This window comes from Dactylosporangium roseum, from assembly GCF_025264685.1.
GTDB lineage: Bacteria > Actinomycetota > Actinomycetes > Mycobacteriales > Micromonosporaceae > Dactylosporangium > Dactylosporangium roseum.
Genome location: NZ_CP073721.1, coordinates 7,245,594 through 7,263,021, shown reverse-complemented (window position 1 = coordinate 7,263,021; position 17,428 = coordinate 7,245,594). Strand labels below are relative to the sequence as shown.

General features: G+C 70.7%; 15 protein-coding genes. 9 read left to right on the top strand and 6 right to left on the bottom strand.

Features of this window, described 5'->3' with window-relative positions; genetic code table 11:
- Window positions 1-31: 31 nt before the first annotated feature.
- The gene (locus Drose_RS34005; protein ID WP_260725340.1) at window positions 32-301 is read right to left on the bottom strand and encodes a hypothetical protein; all 270 of its coding nucleotides are present in this window, start codon (window positions 299-301) and stop codon (window positions 32-34) included.
- Complete coding sequence (locus tag Drose_RS34000) at window positions 298-2,184, bottom strand: PspC domain-containing protein (RefSeq protein WP_260725339.1); 1,887 nt, start codon at window positions 2,182-2,184, stop codon at window positions 298-300. Before Drose_RS34000 ends, Drose_RS34005 begins: the two co-directional genes overlap by 4 nt.
- Before the next feature lie 160 nt (window positions 2,185-2,344).
- On the opposite strand from Drose_RS34000, the gene Drose_RS33995 reads away from it, so the two are divergent.
- Window positions 2,345-3,610: an ATP-binding protein gene (locus Drose_RS33995; protein ID WP_260725338.1), complete on the top strand. Its 1,266-nt coding sequence runs from the start codon at window positions 2,345-2,347 to the stop codon at window positions 3,608-3,610.
- Window positions 3,607-4,263, top strand: coding sequence for a response regulator (locus Drose_RS33990; protein WP_260725337.1), 657 nt, complete (start codon window positions 3,607-3,609; stop codon window positions 4,261-4,263). The genes Drose_RS33995 and Drose_RS33990 overlap by 4 nt, the downstream gene beginning before the upstream one ends.
- Before the next feature lie 255 nt (window positions 4,264-4,518).
- Here the strand turns inward: Drose_RS33990 and Drose_RS33985 are convergent, their stop codons facing one another.
- Both Drose_RS33985 and Drose_RS33980 read right to left on the bottom strand, forming a co-directional pair.
- Window positions 4,519-5,202 (bottom strand): PIG-L deacetylase family protein, encoded by a 684-nt coding sequence (locus Drose_RS33985; RefSeq protein ID WP_260725336.1) that lies wholly within the window; start codon window positions 5,200-5,202, stop codon window positions 4,519-4,521.
- Between the two features lie 45 nt (window positions 5,203-5,247).
- Window positions 5,248-5,529 carry a chorismate mutase gene (locus Drose_RS33980; protein WP_260729914.1) on the bottom strand — a complete coding sequence of 94 codons (282 nt, stop codon included), beginning with the start codon at window positions 5,527-5,529 and terminating at the stop codon, window positions 5,248-5,250.
- A gap of 295 nt (window positions 5,530-5,824) precedes the next feature.
- On the opposite strand from Drose_RS33980, the gene pcrA reads away from it, so the two are divergent.
- Window positions 5,825-8,212, top strand: coding sequence for a DNA helicase PcrA (pcrA, locus tag Drose_RS33975; protein ID WP_260725335.1), 2,388 nt, complete (start codon window positions 5,825-5,827; stop codon window positions 8,210-8,212).
- A gap of 705 nt (window positions 8,213-8,917) precedes the next feature.
- Here pcrA and Drose_RS33970 read toward each other — a convergent pair.
- Window positions 8,918-9,592: a M23 family metallopeptidase gene (locus tag Drose_RS33970; RefSeq protein ID WP_260725334.1), complete on the bottom strand. Its 675-nt coding sequence runs from the start codon at window positions 9,590-9,592 to the stop codon at window positions 8,918-8,920.
- A gap of 264 nt (window positions 9,593-9,856) precedes the next feature.
- On the opposite strand from Drose_RS33970, the gene Drose_RS33965 reads away from it, so the two are divergent.
- The 4 genes from Drose_RS33965 to Drose_RS33950 all read left to right on the top strand — a co-directional run bounded on the left by Drose_RS33965 (window position 9,857) and on the right by Drose_RS33950 (window position 14,430).
- Entirely contained in the window at window positions 9,857-10,261 is a 405-nt protein-coding gene (locus Drose_RS33965) for a cobalamin B12-binding domain-containing protein (RefSeq protein ID WP_260725333.1), read from the top strand.
- A gap of 727 nt (window positions 10,262-10,988) precedes the next feature.
- Window positions 10,989-12,164: an ADP-forming succinate--CoA ligase subunit beta gene (gene sucC, locus Drose_RS33960; protein ID WP_260725332.1), complete on the top strand. Its 1,176-nt coding sequence runs from the start codon at window positions 10,989-10,991 to the stop codon at window positions 12,162-12,164.
- A gap of 4 nt (window positions 12,165-12,168) precedes the next feature.
- Window positions 12,169-13,056 carry a succinate--CoA ligase subunit alpha gene (gene sucD, locus Drose_RS33955; RefSeq protein ID WP_260725331.1) on the top strand — a complete coding sequence of 296 codons (888 nt, stop codon included), beginning with the start codon at window positions 12,169-12,171 and terminating at the stop codon, window positions 13,054-13,056.
- A gap of 72 nt (window positions 13,057-13,128) precedes the next feature.
- Window positions 13,129-14,430, top strand: coding sequence for a cell division protein PerM (locus Drose_RS33950; protein ID WP_260725330.1), 1,302 nt, complete (start codon window positions 13,129-13,131; stop codon window positions 14,428-14,430).
- 30 nt (window positions 14,431-14,460) lie between these two features.
- Here Drose_RS33950 and Drose_RS33945 read toward each other — a convergent pair whose 3' ends face one another.
- Window positions 14,461-15,021: a DUF4190 domain-containing protein gene (locus tag Drose_RS33945; protein ID WP_313899967.1), complete on the bottom strand. Its 561-nt coding sequence runs from the start codon at window positions 15,019-15,021 to the stop codon at window positions 14,461-14,463.
- 199 nt (window positions 15,022-15,220) lie between these two features.
- Between Drose_RS33945 and purN the strand changes: the two genes are divergently transcribed.
- Entirely contained in the window at window positions 15,221-15,832 is a 612-nt protein-coding gene (gene purN, locus Drose_RS33940) for a phosphoribosylglycinamide formyltransferase (RefSeq protein WP_390891265.1), read from the top strand.
- Window positions 15,825-17,357: a bifunctional phosphoribosylaminoimidazolecarboxamide formyltransferase/IMP cyclohydrolase gene (gene purH / locus Drose_RS33935; protein ID WP_260725328.1), complete on the top strand. Its 1,533-nt coding sequence runs from the start codon at window positions 15,825-15,827 to the stop codon at window positions 17,355-17,357. The genes purN and purH overlap by 8 nt, the downstream gene beginning before the upstream one ends.
- Window positions 17,358-17,428 lie beyond the last annotated feature (71 nt).

The following is a 17,428-nucleotide window of genomic DNA, read 5'->3' as shown; positions in this document are numbered from 1 at the left end:
GATGCACCCCGCCGGCCAGCATATTCGGTCGTCAGTCCAAGTCGTCCGGGTCGTAGTCGTAATCGCGCTTCTGAGCTGGGCTCACCGGTGTGGCGGCCGGCACCTTGTCGCCCTTCTCGGACCGGTCGGAGCGGAGCGCTCCCAGCAGGCCGAGCAGGCCGAAGATGATCAGGCCGACGGCGACGATCCAGCCGGCGTTCAGGTGTACCGAAACGGCTTGGTTGAACAGCCAGACGATGACGATGCCCAGGAAGATCAGGCCGAAGGTCAGGGAGACGCCGTCGGTGCGGTGCGGCTTCATCGGATCACCTCAAGATTGCCGTAGTCGAGGTCGAGGTCCAGGTGGAGACGGCCGCCGCCGACCCCGTCCGCGCCGTTGTCGATGAACTCGTGGCGCTGGTTGAAGCCTCCGCAGGCGCCGCCGAAGATGTGGCAGTTGCCGCCTTCGACCCGTACGTCGATCGTCACGTCGACGTTGGGCGGCAGTACGACTCGAAGGTTGCCGTAGCCCACCCGCAGGCTCAGCTCCTCGTCGTGCCCGGTGAAGTCGAGCCGCGACAGGTCGGCGTTGATGTCGCCGAGGTCGGTGCGGTACGAGCGGTCCAGCTTCTCCACCGCCGCCGGGCTGATGTTGATGCTGGCCACACGCTTCGGTCGAAGGCCTTCGTTCGCGGTCGACGCGGTCGCGATCGCCAGGGCGATGCTCAGCAGCGCACCCAGCAGGATCAGCACCCGCGCCCGGCCCAGCCAGGCTCCCACGATCAGGCCGAGTGCCACGATCGCCAGCGGCACCGCGAAGAACGTGCTGGCCTTGAAGTTCACGACGCTCACCTCGAGCACCGTCAGCACCCCGAGCGCGAGGCAGATCAACGAGAACGTCAGCCGGCCCAGCTTGGACCGCTCCTTCGGCGGCTTCGGTGGCTTGGGCGGCACCGGCGCGAGCCCCGGGTACGGCGAGGTCGGCACGCCGGGCGGCGGGTAGCCGAGCGACGCCGTATACGGACTCTTGCTGCTGAACGGCCCGTGCGGGGCGAACGGCGGCCGGTATCCCGGCGCCGTGACCGGCGGCAAGGGCGGGAGCGGCGGCAGGGGCGGCAGTGACGGCGGTGGCGCGCCGAAGGTCGGCGGTGGCGCGACCGGCGGCCGCGGCGCCGTGACCGGGGCGTCGGCGGGCGCCCCGAACTGCATCGTCGAGGGATTCGCGGCTGGGCCGGCGGCCGGAGCGGACGGCGGGAACGGCGGCTGGAACGGCGGAGCCGACGGCGGGAAGGGGGTCGGCGGCGGCACGTACGGCCCCGCGGGCGCCGTATGCTGACCGCTGCCCTGCCCGCGGACGAGCAGCGCGACGACCCCGATGACCACGGCCAGCCCGACCATGGCGGCGCCGACGTTGCGCGACATGACCAGCACGAAGGCCAGCACCGCGGCGATACCGATCACGATCGCGACCGGCGCCGAGGTGTTGGACCTGCCGCGGCCCAGCAGCGCCTCCAGCGGCGAGCCGGTGTCGCCCTCGGCGGGCAGCAGGAGCCATCCGACGAGGTACGCGACGATGCTCACCCCGCCGGCCAGCGTCAGCACGGCGAAGATCACCCGCCAGAGCGTCGGGTCGGTGTTGGTGGCGCGGCCGATCGCGGCGCAGACGCCGGCGACGTAGCGGCCCTGCTGGGGGCGGACGAGATTGGCGCGGACGAACGTCGCCCCGGCTCCCCCGAAGGGTGGCAGTCCGCCGGATGACGTTCCGCCGGGCGGCGGCGTCCCGCCCGGAGGCTGCTGGTCCTGCGGGGGCTGCTGGTTCGCTTGGTCCTGCTGAGACTGCGGGTCCTGCTGAGGCGGCCGGCGGTGCGTGGCGTCTTCGCCGTCCTGCGCGGCCGGCGGCGCGCTGGCGGGCGGCTCTAGGGCGGCCGGTCCGGCGGTGGCGTGCGTGGTCGGTGGCGCGCTCGCGGGCGGCTCGGCTCCGAGCGGCTTCGTCACGGGGTATTCGCGCTGCGCGTCCAGCCGGTCGGTCTCGGCGGCCGTCAGGTAGTCGGCCTCGTAGCTGGGCGCGTCAAGATCCAGGGTGTGGTCACCGGCGCCGCCGGAGGCGAGCGCGGCTGTGTCACGGTCGGCCGCCTTCGGCTCGTCCGCGGCCCGTTCCGCGGCGGCGTCGGCGGCCGGCTCGTCGGCGGCAGGCGGGTTCGTCATATCAACCATGCTCGCGGACATCGGGCCGTACCTGCCTCAGGCGTCGACCCTGACACCACCCTGATTTGCCGGGCTCCGGGGCGTTCGGAGTGGTCTGCGCCCGGACCGCCGTGTGACGATTTGGTGGACCGCCGACCGCGATGAGCCCGAAACGAGTCTGATGACCAGCCCCATGCCTGCGCGCCGCCTCTACCGCGACCCCGGAGACCGGGTCGTCGCGGGGGTCGCCGCCGGGCTCGCCGAGCATCTCGGCGCCTCGGTCGTGCTCATCCGGGTGGCCTTCGTCGCGCTGGCCGCCTTCAACGGTCTCGGCGCGTTGCTGTATGCCGCGTTCTGGGCCGTCCTGCCGATGCCGCCGTCCGTGCGTCCCGGCGGCCGCAACGTCAACCAGCTCTTCTCGTTTCTCGCGCTCGGCATCGGCATCGTCCTGCTGCGGCTGATGTTGCAGCCAGGCGGCGGCGTCGAGGCGGTGATCGGCTGGCTGGCGGCGGTCATCGCCCTCGGCGCCGGCATCATCTGGCACCAGGCCGACCCGAAGCGCCGCGAGCGCTGGTCGGCGACCGTGCCGGGGATGCCGTGGCTCGGCGCGGTGGTGGACAACAACCGGAAGTCGTATCTGCTGCGCTTCGTCGGCGGCGGCCTGCTGGTCGTGATCGGCATCATCGGCGTGTTCGTGGCCGGGGTGCCGCTGGACGGCGTGCCGTTCTCCTCGATCGGATACGGGCTGGGTTTCGCGGCCGTCGCGCTCGCCGGTGTCGGCCTGGCGCTCGCCCCGCTGCTGTATCGCATGTTCACCCAGCTCAGCGCCGAGCGTGAGGCCCGGGTGCGCGAGCAGGAGCGGGCCGACATCGCCGCGATGATCCACGACCAGGTGCTGCACACGCTCGCGCTCATCCTGCGCAACGCGGGCGACGCCAAGGAGGTCCAGCGCCTCGCTCGTGGCCAGGAGCGGACGCTGCGCAACTGGCTGTACAAGCCGACCGCCTCGCCTATGGAGAAGCTCAGCGCGGCGCTGGAGGAGGCGTCGGCGGAGGTCGAGGACACGTTCGCGATCGCGGTGGAGACGGTGGTCGTCGGCGACCTCGACGTCGACGAGAAGATCGCGGCGATCGTCGCCGCCGCCCGTGAGGCCCTGGTCAACGCGGCCAAGCATGCGAAGGTACAGACGATCTCCCTCTATGCCGAGGTCGAGCCCGACTGTGTCAGCGTCTTCGTGCGGGACCGGGGCGTCGGGTTCGACCTGTCGACGGTGCAGGATGATCGGCACGGCGTGCGTGGGTCGATCATGCTGCGCATGCAGCGCCACGGCGGCAAGGCCGAGATCCGCAGCACACCGGGTGACGGCACCGAGGTACGGCTCAGCATGCCGATCGACACGGAGGCATTGCGCAAGAAGGCCACTGCGATGGAAAGCGGAGAACGATGAGCAGCGAAGCGACGCCGCGACTGCGGGTGTTCCTGGTCGACGACCACGCGATGTTCCGGGCCGGCGTGCGCGCCGAGCTCGGCGTCCACGTCGACGTGGTCGGTGAGGCCAGCGCGGTGGCCGAAGCGGTGCAGAAGATCTCTGTGCTGGAGCCTGACGTGGTCCTCCTCGACGTCCACATGCCCGACGGTGGTGGTCGCGCGGTCCTGGAGGCGATGCGCCGCAGCCACCCGCAGGTGCGCTTCCTCGCGCTGTCGGTCTCCGACGCCGCCGAGGACGTCATCGGCCTGATCCGGGCCGGAGCCCGTGGCTACGTCACCAAGACGATCTCGCCCGACGAGCTGGCCGACGCCATCCGGCGGGTCGCCGACGGCGATGCGGTGTTCAGCCCGCGGCTCGCCGGGTTCGTCCTCGACGCCTTCGCCGCCCGCCCGGACGCCCCGGTGGCCGACCCCGAGCTCGACCAGTTGACCAACCGCGAGCGGGAGGTGCTGCGGCTCCTCGCCCGGGGATACGCGTACAAGGAGATCGCCAAGGAGCTCTTCATCTCGATCAAGACCGTGGAGACTCACGTGTCGAACGTTCTGCGGAAGCTCCAGATGTCGAACCGCTACGAGCTGTCACGCTGGGCCGCCGACCGCCGTCTGGTCTGACAGGGGTGACGACCGCTGCTGTGCGGGGGTCACATGGCGGAGTGTTCGGAGACCGCCACCCCGAAACCTCCGCGAAGATCATCAACGCGAAGTAGACGGACGCTCGACACCCGAACGGCACCGAGGCCCGCGCCCGCCGGACCGGTCTGAAGGTCACCGTCACCCTGTCGGTGCCGCACCTGCCGGTCGCCGGCATGAAGGTGATTTGGCGCCGTCGGGTGGGGTTCACGGCCCCGGACGTTGCGGCGGAGGCGTTCACGCGGTCGAGAAGACCGAGAACGCCTCCGCCAGCCGTCCCTCGGGCAGGCCGGCGGCCTGCGCGGTCGCCGCCATCCGAGCACGGATCATGTCTGAGAAGTCTGGGATGTGTGATGTCTGCGACACGTGTGCCCGGAGGGCGGCCACCTTCTGGGGGAACGCGTCGGTGATGTCGACCACATGGTCCGGGTCGGGTCCGCCGCTGTACCAGATCTCGCGGACGGTCCAGGGCTCGAGCTCCAGGTCCGTGAAGGTGAAGGGGTTGCGCGCGTCCGGATAGACCGCGCATGTCGTCGCCTCGCCCGCCGCCAGGTGGTCGGGATGGCTCGGCCCGGCGATGCGGTCCCAGCGGCGCAGCGGCGAGTTGGTCAGCACGCGGTCGGGCCGGAAGCGGCGGATCGCCGCGGTGATGTCCCGGCGCAGCTCGATCGACGGTGTGAGCAGGCCGTCACGGTAGCCGTCGAGGAACTCCACCTGCTTGACCCCGACCGCCGCCGCGGCGGCCCGCTGTTCCGCCTCGCGCATGATCGGCATCTGCTCGCGGGGCGTGTCGTCGAAACCGCCGGCGTCGCCCCTGGTCACCAGGAGATACGCGACCTCGAGGCCGGCGTCGACCCAGCCGGCGACGGTACCGGCCGCACCGAAGTCGACGTCGTCCGGGTGCGCAAGGACACAGAGCACACGCTGCACGTCGGCCAGCGGTGTGGCCGACGGGGGAAAGCCCATTTAGAGCGGTCCCCGGCCGGCGCGCAGGATCAGCAGCGCGAGCTGCGTGCCGTCGGCGCCGAGCTCCGCGCTGAAGCGCTCCAGGATCTCGCGCTCGCGGGACAGCACGAGGCGGGTGCCACCGGCGGCGACGCGCGTCTTGCCGACCTCCTGGGAGATCGCCGCGCGCTCCTTCCACAGCGCGACCAGCGCGGCGTCGATCTCGTCGATCCGGTGGCGCAGGCCGGTGATGTGGTCTTCCGGTGAGGGTGCCGACTCGGTGTCGGCGGGCTGCTGTTCCATCGTGATGGCGGCCATTCTCTTGTCCTTGTCAGGTCTGGCTGGTGCTCCGCCCCGGGAACGCGAACGCCCCGGGCGGGAGCCCGGGGCGTCGGTAGGTTTTGCGATCAGGCGCGACCTACGGCTGCCGGACTCCCGTAGCCGTAAAAAAAGTAGTAGCGCGCCCGCTCGATCACGTAGCCGAGTATGGCACGCGGCTGTCGGCTCCGTGAAGGTCTTCCGCAGGGTGGGACGCGTCGCGTTTCGGTCGGCGGCCCGCCGAGAAGTGTCGGTGGGTCGGCATAGACTCGCCCCTGCGATGCATGCTCTCTTCGAAGTGCCTCAGTCCCGCTCGCCGGAGCCCTCGGCGCAGCGTCCGCCCAAGCCTGACCTGCTGGCCGGCCTCAACGGTCCCCAGCGTGACGCGGTGACCCACGAGGGTCGGCTGCTGCTCATCGTCGCCGGTGCCGGTTCGGGCAAGACCAGAGTGCTCACCAGCCGGATCGCCTATCTGCTGGCGGCACGCAACGTGCACCCCGGCGAGATCATCGCGATCACCTTCACCAACAAGGCCGCCGGCGAGATGAAGGAGCGGGTCGCCAGGCTCGTCGGCAACCGTGCCCGGCTGATGTGGGTGTCCACCTTCCACTCCGCCTGTGTGCGCATCCTGCGCGCTGAGCACGACCACGCCGGGCTCAAGTCGACCTTCTCGATCTACGACGCCGACGACTCCCGCCGGCTCATGCAGCTCGTCGCTCGCGAGCTCGACCTCGACCCGAAGCGATACCCGGCCCGCGGCCTCGCGGCGCAGGTGTCCAACCTCAAGAACGAGCTCGTCGATCCGGAGGCCTTCGCCGCCGCCGCCAAGGGCCCGGCGGAGCGCGCGCTCGCCGAGGCCTACACGCTCTACCAGCAGCGGCTCACCGACGCGCACGCCCTCGACTTCGACGATCTGATCATGCGGGTCGTCCATCTGCTGCAGAGCCACCCGGAGGTGGCCGAGACCTACCGGCGCCGGTTCCGCCACGTGCTCGTCGACGAGTACCAGGACACCAACCACGCGCAGTATGTGCTGATCAAGGAGCTGGTGGGCGACACCGGCGAGCTGTGCGTCGTCGGCGACGCCGACCAGTCCATCTATGCGTTCCGCGGCGCGACGATCCGCAACATCCTGGAGTTCGAGCGCGACTTTCCCGACGCGCACACGATCCTGCTGGAGCAGAACTACCGCTCGACCCAGACGATCCTGTCGGCGGCCAACGCCGTGATCGGGCGCAACACCGAGCGCAAGCCCAAGCGCCTGTGGAGCGACCAGGGAGCCGGCGAGCAGATCGTCGGTTACGTCGCCGACACCGAGCACGCCGAGGCCGACTGGGTGGCCCGCGAGATCGACCGCCTGGCCGACACCGAGGGCGTCCGCCCCGGTGACGTGGCGGTCTTCTATCGCACGAACGCCCAGTCCCGTGTCTTCGAGGAGATGTTCATCCGTTTCGGCCTGCCCTACAAGGTGGTCGGCGGCGTCCGCTTCTACGAGCGCAAGGAGGTCCGCGACGCCCTCGCCTACCTCCGCGCCGTGGTCAACGACGACGACACGGTGAACATCCGCCGCATCCTCAACACCCCGCGCCGTGGCATCGGCGACCGGGCGGAGGCGTGCGTCGAGGCCCTGGCCAGCCGAGAGCGCATCTCCTTCGGCGCGGCGCTCCGCCGTGCCTCGGAGGCGCCCGGTATCTCGACCCGTGCGGTCAACGCGATCGGCGAGTTCGTGACCCTGCTCGACGAGCTGCGCGCCATGGCCGAGACAGCGCTGCCCGAGGAGGTGCTGGAGGCCGCGCTGGAGCGCTCCGGTTATCTCAGCGAGATCGAGGAGAGCACCGACCCGCAGGAGGCGGGCCGTGTGGAAAACCTCCAGGAACTCGTCAGCGTCGCCAGGGAATACACGGAGCGGGCCGAGGCCACGATCGCCGTCGCCGCCGAGCAGGGCGACGCGACCGCCGCCCCGCCGCCCACGGTCGCCGGCTTCCTGGAGCAGGTCTCCCTGGTCGCCGACGCGGATCAGATCCCCGACGACGACCCCGACCACACCGGCGTCGTCACGCTGATGACGCTGCACACCGCCAAGGGCCTCGAGTTCCCGGCCGTCTTCCTCACCGGCCTGGAGGACAGCGTCTTCCCGCACCAGCGGTCGATGAGCGACAAGAAGGAGCTGGAGGAGGAGCGTCGCCTGGCCTACGTCGGCATCACCCGGGCCCGCCAGCGTCTCTACATCTCCCGAGCGGTGACCCGGTCCGCCTGGGGTCAGCCCGCCTACAACCCGCCGTCGCGCTTCCTCGAAGAGCTGCCTCCGGAACTGGTGCGCTGGGAGCGCACGGAGGCTGCGTACACTAGCTGGTCGGGCCGCGCCGGCGTCGGCGGCCGTGGCTCCGGCACCAGCCAGTCACGCACCTCGTCCTTCGTCGGCAACACGCCGAAGGCCGCCCAACTGGCCGCCAGGCTCGGCCTCGACGCGTCCAAGCTCTCGACGGCCAGCGAGCTGCAGCGTGACATCCCCTCCCTGGCCGTCGGCGACCGCGTCAACCACCAGCGATACGGCCTGGGCCGGGTCCTGGCCGTCGAAGGCCAGGGCGTCCGTGCCCAAGCCCAGGTCGACTTCGGCGAACAGGTCATGTGGATCGTCCTGCGCCACGCCCCGATCGACAAGCTGTAGCGGCGCTCCGCTCGGCCCGGGGCCGCGCAGACCACTCAGGCCATGTGCCGGCGGCGTCGTGCGCCGGTCGCGTCTGACCGTGGGCGGTCCACGCGATGCCGCTGGCGTCGCGGGCGCGGTGCCGCCGCCGAGGTGCGCCGGCCGGAGCACGTTCCGCCGCAATCCGCCGCTCTGCCGCTCGATCTCATGATCATGGGAAAGATGTGGCTGCCCCGATAGCCAGATCTTTCCCATGATCATGGGGTCGCCCGGCCCGGAACGCGCTGCCTAGGTCCAGTGGCGACCGCGAGCGACCAGATGCCGCCAGCGCGACTGTGCGTCACCGTCCCGTAGCGCGACACCGGGGTTGGCAGGCGGCCGCGCGGCGCAAGTACGCGGCCTTGTGACCAAGCAACCCGAAGGTTCTCTTGACCTACGAACCGTGGCCGCACCGCCCGGCCGGGCTCAACCGCCAGGTACGTGGTCGCGATTACCGGCCGCGAGCCGGCCGGAACCCACGGCGGCAACCTGCCGTTTCATTATTGTGGAGCGTTTATGCAGCTAGAGGTGCATAAACGCGCCACGATCAGGAGACTGGGTGGAGCCGTGCGCTCGGTCAGTACCCGGGCATGGTTGCGGCACGTTCATGATCACCAGCACTGCGGCCGGCTGGTTCGCGGATCACGGAGTCGGGGATGCGCTACGGCTCCGTGATCTGGAAATGAGCTAGGAATAGATCGACTCGGTGTGTTTCTGGATGTCCACGCCGTGCCTGCGCATGAAGGACAGCGGCTCGACCGGCCTGTCGTTCTGGCGGACCTCGAAGTGGAGGTGCGAGCCGAACGAGTGCCCGGTGTTGCCGGTCAGCGCGATCTTGTCGCCGGCTCGGACCGTCTGGCCTTCGCGGCACAGGAGCTTCGACGCGTGGCCGTAGACGGTCACGATGCCGTCGCCGTGGTCGATCATGACGTTGTAACCGTAGCCACCGTTCCAGCGGCATACGACGACCTTGCCGGCCGCGACCGCCATGAACGGGGTGCCCTGCGGGGCGCCCAGGTCGACGCCCGGGTGCAGGCGGCCCCAGCGTGCGCCGTAGAACGAGGTCAGCGTGTAGTTGCGCAGGGGGAGGATCCACACGTCGGGGGCCGGCTGGTTGGTCGTCGACGTGTGCGAGTCGCCGCGGCTGACGCGATCGGCTGAACGGGCGGTGATGTCGTCGAAGCTGCCGCTCGCCTCCAGCGACAAGGTGTCGGTGCGTGGCTCCGGCAGTGCGGCGGAGGTGCCCAGCGCGACGATGCCGGCCCCGACGACCGCGGTCGTGAACACGGCGGCAAAGCGGCTGTGCGGCGTCTGCGTGCGGTGTCGTCCTCGGTAATTCCCGCGCGGTATCTCATCGTCCACGCGAAACCTCCGAATCGGACCGGGAAACGCACAACCAAGAACGACAATTCGATGAAGCCGAACGTCACCGTAGCCATTCCGAAAGGGCCCCACAACCCGAGGAGCGCGCCACGCCGGGGCCGCGGCGCAATCACCCCCGGCCGGTTGGTTGTGCGTAACCGGAGGCATGTCCCGGTCGTTGCCGAGCCGTCGCCGGCGCCGTCCCGCTGCGCCTGCGGTACCTTCAGGCCAGAAGTCGCACCCTCTAGGGAAGGACAGGTGAAGATGAGCGCGCGGACCCGCGTCGTCATCGCCAAACCCGGCCTCGACGGACATGATCGAGGCGTCAAGATCGTTGCCCGGGCGCTGCGCGACGCCGGCATGGAGGTCATCTACACCGGCCTGCACCAGACGCCCGAGCAGATCGTCGAGACCGCGATCCAGGAGGACGCCGACGCCGTCGGACTGTCCGTGCTCTCCGGCGCGCACATGACCCTGTTCCGCAAGGTCATCGAGCTGCTCGCCGAGCGGGGCGCCGACGATGTCGTGGTGTTCGGTGGTGGCATCATCCCCGACGCGGACCTGCCGGAACTGGAACGGCTCGGCGTAGCGAAGATCTTCACTCCCGGTGCGACCACCCAGGCGATCGTGGAATGGGCCAGAGCGCATATCGTGCCGGCTGCCGCATAAATGCCCGCGGCGCAAAAGCATGCCATAGGCCGTGACAAATAGAAAAGGCAAAGGGAGGGGCCGGACGCACCCCTCACACGTCCGGCCCCTCTATCGCACGATGCCCCGCCGCCACCCCTCGACCGACAGGGCATCGGCCGTTTCTGGTGCCGGCCCGCTCTCGGGGTTCGTGCCCCGTGGGCGGGCCGGCACTGCACTCAACGACGGCCGGGCGGGAGGGTTACGTGCCCCACACGGTGTCCCCCGGAAGTGAGCGACCGGAAGTTGAGAGACCGGAAGCGGGAGACCGGAAGCGGGAGACCGGAAGCGGGAGACCGGAAGCGGGAGACCGGAAGCGGGAGACCGGAAGCGGGAGACCGGAAGCGGGAGACCGGAAGCGGGAGACCGGAAGCGGGAGACCGGAAGCGGGAGACCGGAAGCGGGAGACCGGAAGCGGGAGACCGGAAGCGGGAGACCGGAAGCGGGAGACCGGAAGCGGGAGACCGGAAGCGGGAGACCGGAAGCGGGAGACCGGAAGCGGGAGACCGGAAGCGGGAGACCGGAAGCGGGAGACCGGAAGCGGGAGACCGGAAGCGGGAGACCGGAAGTGAGAGACCGGAAGTGAGAGAGTGGAATCGGGCACAGCGGGCACCCGCGCGCGGTGCGCCCCGGAGTGCCTCGTTAGGCTGCGATCGTTGAGCCGTCCTCGCGATGGGGCAGGCGGCACGGTTGACGGATCGGGACCACTGTGGACCTGTACGAGTACCAGGGGCGCGCCCTCTTCGCCAAGCACGGGCTTCCCGTGCTGGGCGGCGGTGTCGCCGAGACCCCTGAAGAGGCCCGGGCGATCGCCGAGGAGCTCGGCGGGCGGGTCGTCATCAAAGCTCAGGTGAAGGTCGGCGGTCGCGGCAAGGCCGGCGGCGTCAAGCTGGCCGAGGGCGCCGACGAGGCGACCACGCACGCCACCAACATCCTCGGCATGGACATCAAGGGCCACACGGTCCACAAGGTCATGGTGACCACCACGGCCGACATCGCCGAGGAGTACTACTTCTCCTACCTGCTCGACCGGGCGAACCGCACGTTCCTGTGCATCGCCAGCGTCGCGGGCGGCATGGAGATCGAGACGGTCGCGCACGAGTCGCCGGAGAAGGTCGCCAAGGTCGCGATCGACGCGGTCAAGGGTGTCGACGAGGCCACCGCGCGGCGGATCGTCGAGCAGGCGCAGTTCCCGGCCGAGGTCGCCGACCAGGTCGTGGCCATCGCGGTCAAGCTGTGGCAGGCGTTCCTCGCCGAGGATGCCACGCTGGTCGAGGTCAACCCGCTGGCGAAGACGACCGACGGCACCGTGCTGTGCCTCGACGCCAAGGTCACCCTCGACGCGAACGCCGACTTCCGGCACCCGGACCACGAGGAGCTCGAGGACAAGGCCGCGGTCGACCCGCTGGAGCAGGCGGCCAAGGAGAAGGACCTCAACTACGTGAAGCTCGACGGCAACGTCGGCATCATCGGCAACGGCGCCGGCCTGGTCATGTCGACCCTCGACGTGGTCGCCTACGCCGGTGAGGGGCTGGGCAGCAAGCCCGCCAACTTCCTCGACATCGGCGGCGGCGCCAGCGCCCAGGTCATGGCCGACGGCCTGGAGATCGTGCTCGGCGACCCCGACGTGAAGAGCGTCTTCGTCAACGTCTTCGGCGGCATCACCGCCTGCGACGCGGTCGCCAACGGCATCGTGCAGGCCCTGCAGCTACTCAAGGACCGCGGCGAGGAAGTCGCCAAGCCGCTGGTGGTCCGCCTCGACGGCAACAACGCCGAGGAGGGGCGCCGGATCCTCGACGAGGCCGCCAACCCGCTCATCGAGCGGGTCGACACGATGGATGGTGCGGCCCGTCGCGCCGCCGAGCTCGCAGCGAGTGGGGTGTAGGACCATGGCGGTATGGCTGACCGAGTCCAGCAAGGTCATCGTCCAGGGCATGACCGGCGCCGAGGGCTCCAAGCACACCAGGCGCATGCTCGCCGCGGGCACTGACGTGGTCGGCGGTGTCAACCCGCGCAAGGCCGGCCAGCAGGTCGACTTCGACGGCACCAAGCTCCCGGTCTTCGCGAGCGTCGCCGAGGCGATGGAGCAGACCGGCGCCGACACCACCGTGATCTTCGTCCCGCCGGCCGGCACCAAGTCGGCCGCGGTCGAGGCGATCGACGCGCAGATCCCGCTCGCCGTGGTCATCACCGAGGGCGTGCCGGTGCACGACACCGCCGCGTTCTGGGCGCACGCGCAGGCGACCGGCAACAAGACCCGCATCATCGGGCCGAACTGCCCCGGCATCGCCAGCCCCGGCAAGTCCAACGCCGGCATCATCCCGGCCGACATCACCGGCCCGGGCAAGATCGGTCTGGTCAGCAAGTCGGGCACGTTGACGTACCAGATGATGTACGAACTTCGTGACATCGGCTTCTCGACCTGCATCGGCATCGGCGGTGACCCGGTCATCGGCACGACGCACATCGACGCGCTCGCCGCGTTCGAGGCCGACCCCGAGACCGCCGCGATCGTCATGATCGGCGAGATCGGCGGCGACGCCGAGGAGCGGGCCGCGGACTTCATCAAGTCCAACGTGCGCAAGCCGGTTGTCGGTTACATCGCCGGCTTCACCGCGCCGCCCGGCAAGACCATGGGCCACGCCGGCGCGATCATCTCCGGCTCGGCGGGCACCGCCGACGCGAAGAAGCTGGCGCTCGAGGCGGCCGGTGTACGTGTCGGCAAGACGCCGACCGAGACCGCCAACCTGATGCGCGATCTCGTCAACGCGCTCTGAGCGCGAAAGAACGACGGATTCGGACGGCCGGGGTGAGTGACCGGCCGTCCGGTCTTTGGCACAGTAAGAGCGATGCCGATCACTCCTGAGGAACCGGAGGACGGGGCGCAGACCCGGCTCGAAGACCGGGAGACCGTACGCCTGCCGATCCAGCGGCGGCCGACGCGGGGCAAAGGCCCCGCCCGCCGTCCGGCCCGCCGTGCCCCGCTCGCGCTCGCCGCGACGGTCACGACGCTGTGGGCGGCCGTCGTGTCACTCGTCCCGACCCTCGTCGTCGTCTGGCTGCTGCACGCCGTCGACAGTTCGGGCGCCCCGGCCGGCCAGGTGCTGCGCCTCGGGCTGGCCGGCTGGCTGCTGGCGCACTGGGTGCCGCTCCAGACCGGCCTCGGACCCATCAGCCTCGCCCCGCTCGGCCTGACCGCCGTGGCGGTGTGGCGGGTCTGCCGCGCGGGCGTCCACACCGCTCGCGCCGTCGGAGCCAGGGCAAGGCCGCGCAACGCACGGTGGTCGCCCTGGCCCGCGCTCCGTGCCGCGCTGTCGATCGGGGTCGTGTACGGCCTGTGCGGCGCCCTCGCCGCCGCGGTCGCCGGCCACAAGGGCGTCGACGTCTCCGTCGTGCGAGCCGGCCTCACCCTGGCCGTGTTCGGCCTGCTGGCCGGCGCGCTGGGGGCGTTCACCGAGGCGCGTGGCCTGGCCCGCCTCGCCGTCAGGATGCCGACGGTGCTGCGTGACGCGATCCGCACCGGCACCGTCACCGTTCTGCTGATCCTCGGCGCCGGGGCCGCCGTGACCGGCATGGCGGTGGCGTTCAGCGGCGGCGACGCGAGCCAGATCATCGACGACTACCACACCGGCATCGCGGGGCAGGTCGGGCTCGTGGTCGTCTGCGCGTTCTTCGCCCCGAACGTGGTCACCTGGGCCGCCAGTTACGTGGTCGGACCCGGCTTCCAGATCGGCACGGAGACTTCGATCAGCGCGGCGGAGGTGTCGGTCGGCCCGCTGCCCGCGGTACCACTGCTGGCCGGACTGCCGTCGACGCCCGCGACCGGATGGGCGCCGCTCCTGCTCGGCCTGCCGCTCGCGGCGGCGCTCATCGCCGGATGGCTGCTCGCCCGCCGCGCACTGCCGGAAGACGCGGGACGGAGCTGGTTTTCGCTTCTCGGCGCCGCGGCGCTGGCCGGGCCGGTCGCCGGCGTGGTGCTTGCCCTGCTCTCGGTGGCGGCGAGCGGCTCGCTCGGCGGAGGCGGGCTTGCCGACGTGGGCCCGCACTCGGGCGCGGTCGGCTTCGTGGCGATGCTCATGACGTCGATCGGCACGCTGCTCGCGACGACCGCCACGAAGCTGGTGCTGCGGGTGCGGAAGGAGCGCGGGTAGCCATACCCGCGCCCCTTCCGGCAAGGCGGCTTACGGGTACGAGTACGAGCCCAGGCCGATGTTGAGCACCAGCGACAGGATCAGGAACACGACCCAGAGGACGACCGCGACGGCGCCGCAGATGAGACCGGCCATGGCCTGACTGCGGTTGGTGGCGAGGCCCTGCTTGACCTTGTTGAGTGAGAGGTAGCTCACGACGACCGCCGCGATACCCAGCGGGAGGCCGATCGAGAAGCAGCACAGCAGCGGGATCGCGGCGATACCGAGGATCATGCCGACCAGGCCGAGCGTGTTCTGCGGCTGCGCCGGCGCGCCGTAGCCCGGCGTGCCGTAACCGGCGGCCGGGTAGGCGCCGCCCGAGGTCGGGCCCGGGTAGGCTCCGCCCGACGTGGGGTACGGCGAGCCGGAGACCGGCGGCTGCTGCGCGTACGGGTCCTGGTAGGCGGGCTGCTGCGGCTGCGCGTACGGGTCCTGGTAGGACGGCTGCTGCGGCTGCCCGTACTGCGGCTGCTGCCCGTACTGGGGCTGACCGTAGGGATCCTGGTTGGGCTGCTGCCCGTAGGGATCCTGGCCCGATGGTGGGTAGCCCATTGCAATGGCTCCTAAGGCTGGGGACAACTCTGCTGGTGGTGGTCCGCACCAGGGTAGTCCCGAGGGGGATACGGAACTTCGGCAGCGTACTGGTCAGGATCAAATCTTCGCAGGAATGGAAGGACTATTGCCAGTTTTTGTGCCAAATGTCTGCCAGCCCGGCGCTGAGCTGCGCCGACCCTGTCGATAGAGTTTTGTGGTGACCGTTCGGCTTGTCGTGCTCGTGTCCGGCTCCGGCTCCAACTTGCAGGCGCTGCTCGACGCCTCCGACGATCCCGCCTACGGGGCCACGGTCGTGGCCGTCGGTGCCGACCGCCCGGACATCGAAGGGCTGGCCCGTGCGGCCAAGCACGACGTCCCGACGTTCGTCGCGCGGGTCCAGGACCACCCCGACCGCGACACGTGGGACGCCGCGCTCACCGAGGCCTGCGCCGGCTACGAGCCGGACCTGATCGTCTCGGCCGGCTTCCTCAAGCTCGTCGGGCCGCGGTTCCTGGCCGCCTTCGAGGGGCGATACATCAACACGCACAACGCGCTACTCCCGGCGTTCCCGGGTATGCACGGCCCGCGCGACGCGCTCGCCTACGGCGTGAAGCTCGCCGGTGCCACGGTGCATTTCGTCGACAGCGGCGTCGACACAGGGGCGATCATCGCGCAGGTCGCGGTGCCCGTCCTCGACGACGACACCGAGGACACGCTCCTGGAACGGATCAAAGTTGCCGAGCGCCGCCAGTTGGTCGACACCGTCGGGCGGATGGCGCGCGAAGGCTGGACCGTCAACGAACGAAAGGTCAGGCTGGGCCGTGGCTAACCGCCGTCCCATCAGGCGCGCGCTCATCAGCGTCTACGACAAGACCGGACTCGAGGACCTCGCCCGCGCCCTGGCCGGCGCCGGGGTCGAGCTGGTCTCCACCGGCTCCACGGCGGCCCGCATCGAGGCGGCCGGCCTGCCGGTCACCAAGGTCGAGCAGCTCACCGGCTTCCCGGAGACGCTCGACGGCCGGGTGAAGACCCTGCACCCGAAGGTGCACGCCGGTCTGCTCGCCGACCTGCGGCTGGAGGCGCACGCCGCGCAGCTCGCGGAGCTCGGCGTCGAGCCGTTCGAGCTGCTCGTGTCGAACCTCTACCCGTTCACCGAGACGGTCGCCTCCGGCGCCTCCGACGACGAGTGCGTCGAGCAGATCGACATCGGCGGACCGGCGATGGTCCGTGCCGCCGCGAAGAACTTCCCGAGTGTCGCCGTGGTGACCTCGCCCGAGTCATATCCGGCGGTACTGGCCGCGCTGACCGACGGCGGATTCACGCTGGACGAGCGGCACGCCCTGGCCGCGCAGGCGTTCGCCCACATCGCCGAGTACGACGTCGCCGTGGCGTCCTGGTTCGCCCGCGACACCGCCGACTTCGCCGGGACCGCGTTGCGCCGCGCCGCGACCCTGCGCTACGGCGAGAACCCGCACCAGGCCGCCGCGCTGTACGTCGACCCCGCCGCCGCACCCGGCCTCGCCCAGGCCGAGCAGCTCGGCGGCAAGGAGATGTCCTACAACAACTACATCGACGCCGACGCCGCCTGGCGCGCCGCGCACGACTTCGCCGAGCCCTGCGTCGCGATCATCAAGCACGCCAACCCGTGCGGCATCGCGATCGGCGGCGACGTGGCCGAGGCGCACCGCAAGGCGCACGCGTGCGACCCGGTCAGCGCGTACGGCGGCGTGATCGCCGTCAACGCGCCGGTCACCGTCGATCTCGCCAAGCAGATCAGCGAGATCTTCACCGAGGTCGTCGTCGCGCCGGCCTACGAGGACGGCGCCGTCGGGCTGCTCACCGCGAAGAAGAACCTGCGGGTCCTGCGGGCCCCGGCCTGGCGACCCGCGCCGTTCGAGTCGCGGCAGGTCTCCGGCGGTGTGCTGGTCCAGTCCGCGGACCGGATCGACGCCGACGGCGACGACCCGGCCGGCTGGAAGCTGGTCACCGGCGAGCCCGCCGACGCGGAGACGCTGCGCGACCTGGCGTTCGCCTGGCGTGCGGTGCGAGCGGTGAAGTCCAACGCCATCCTCCTGGCCTCCGGCGGCGCCACGGTCGGCGTCGGCATGGGGCAGGTCAACCGGGTCGACTCGGTCCGCCTCGCGGTCTCGCGCGCCGGTGACCGGGCGGCCGGCTCGGTGGCGGCCTCCGACGCGTTCTTCCCGTTCGCCGACGGCCCCAAGGAGCTCATCGCCGCGGGCGTCAAGGCGATCGTCCAGCCCGGCGGCTCGATCCGGGACGAGGACGTGATCACGGCGGCCCGCGAGTCCGGCGTGACGATGTACCTCACCGGCACCCGCCACTTCTACCACTAGCCCCCTCCCTCCCCCCGCCCCTCCCGCCCTCCCACCGCCCTCCCCTCGCCCCTCCCGCCGCCCCCTTCCGC

What these genes read in the sequence shown, in the direction of transcription:
- Drose_RS34005 (WP_260725340.1), bottom strand. Translation starts at nt 301, where the DNA reads ATGAAGCCGCACCGCACCGACGGCGTCTCCCTGACCTTCGGCCTGATC.
- Drose_RS34000 (WP_260725339.1), bottom strand. Translation starts at nt 2,184, where the DNA reads ATGACGAACCCGCCTGCCGCCGACGAGCCGGCCGCCGACGCCGCCGCG.
- Drose_RS33995 (WP_260725338.1), top strand. Translation starts at nt 2,345, where the DNA reads ATGACCAGCCCCATGCCTGCGCGCCGCCTCTACCGCGACCCCGGAGAC.
- Drose_RS33990 (WP_260725337.1), top strand. Translation starts at nt 3,607, where the DNA reads ATGAGCAGCGAAGCGACGCCGCGACTGCGGGTGTTCCTGGTCGACGAC.
- Drose_RS33980 (WP_260729914.1), bottom strand. Translation starts at nt 5,529, where the DNA reads ATGGAACAGCAGCCCGCCGACACCGAGTCGGCACCCTCACCGGAAGAC.
- pcrA (WP_260725335.1), top strand. Translation starts at nt 5,825, where the DNA reads ATGCATGCTCTCTTCGAAGTGCCTCAGTCCCGCTCGCCGGAGCCCTCG.
- Drose_RS33965 (WP_260725333.1), top strand. Translation starts at nt 9,857, where the DNA reads ATGAGCGCGCGGACCCGCGTCGTCATCGCCAAACCCGGCCTCGACGGA.
- sucD (WP_260725331.1), top strand. Translation starts at nt 12,169, where the DNA reads ATGGCGGTATGGCTGACCGAGTCCAGCAAGGTCATCGTCCAGGGCATG.
- Drose_RS33950 (WP_260725330.1), top strand. Translation starts at nt 13,129, where the DNA reads ATGCCGATCACTCCTGAGGAACCGGAGGACGGGGCGCAGACCCGGCTC.
- Drose_RS33945 (WP_313899967.1), bottom strand. Translation starts at nt 15,021, where the DNA reads ATGGGCTACCCACCATCGGGCCAGGATCCCTACGGGCAGCAGCCCAAC.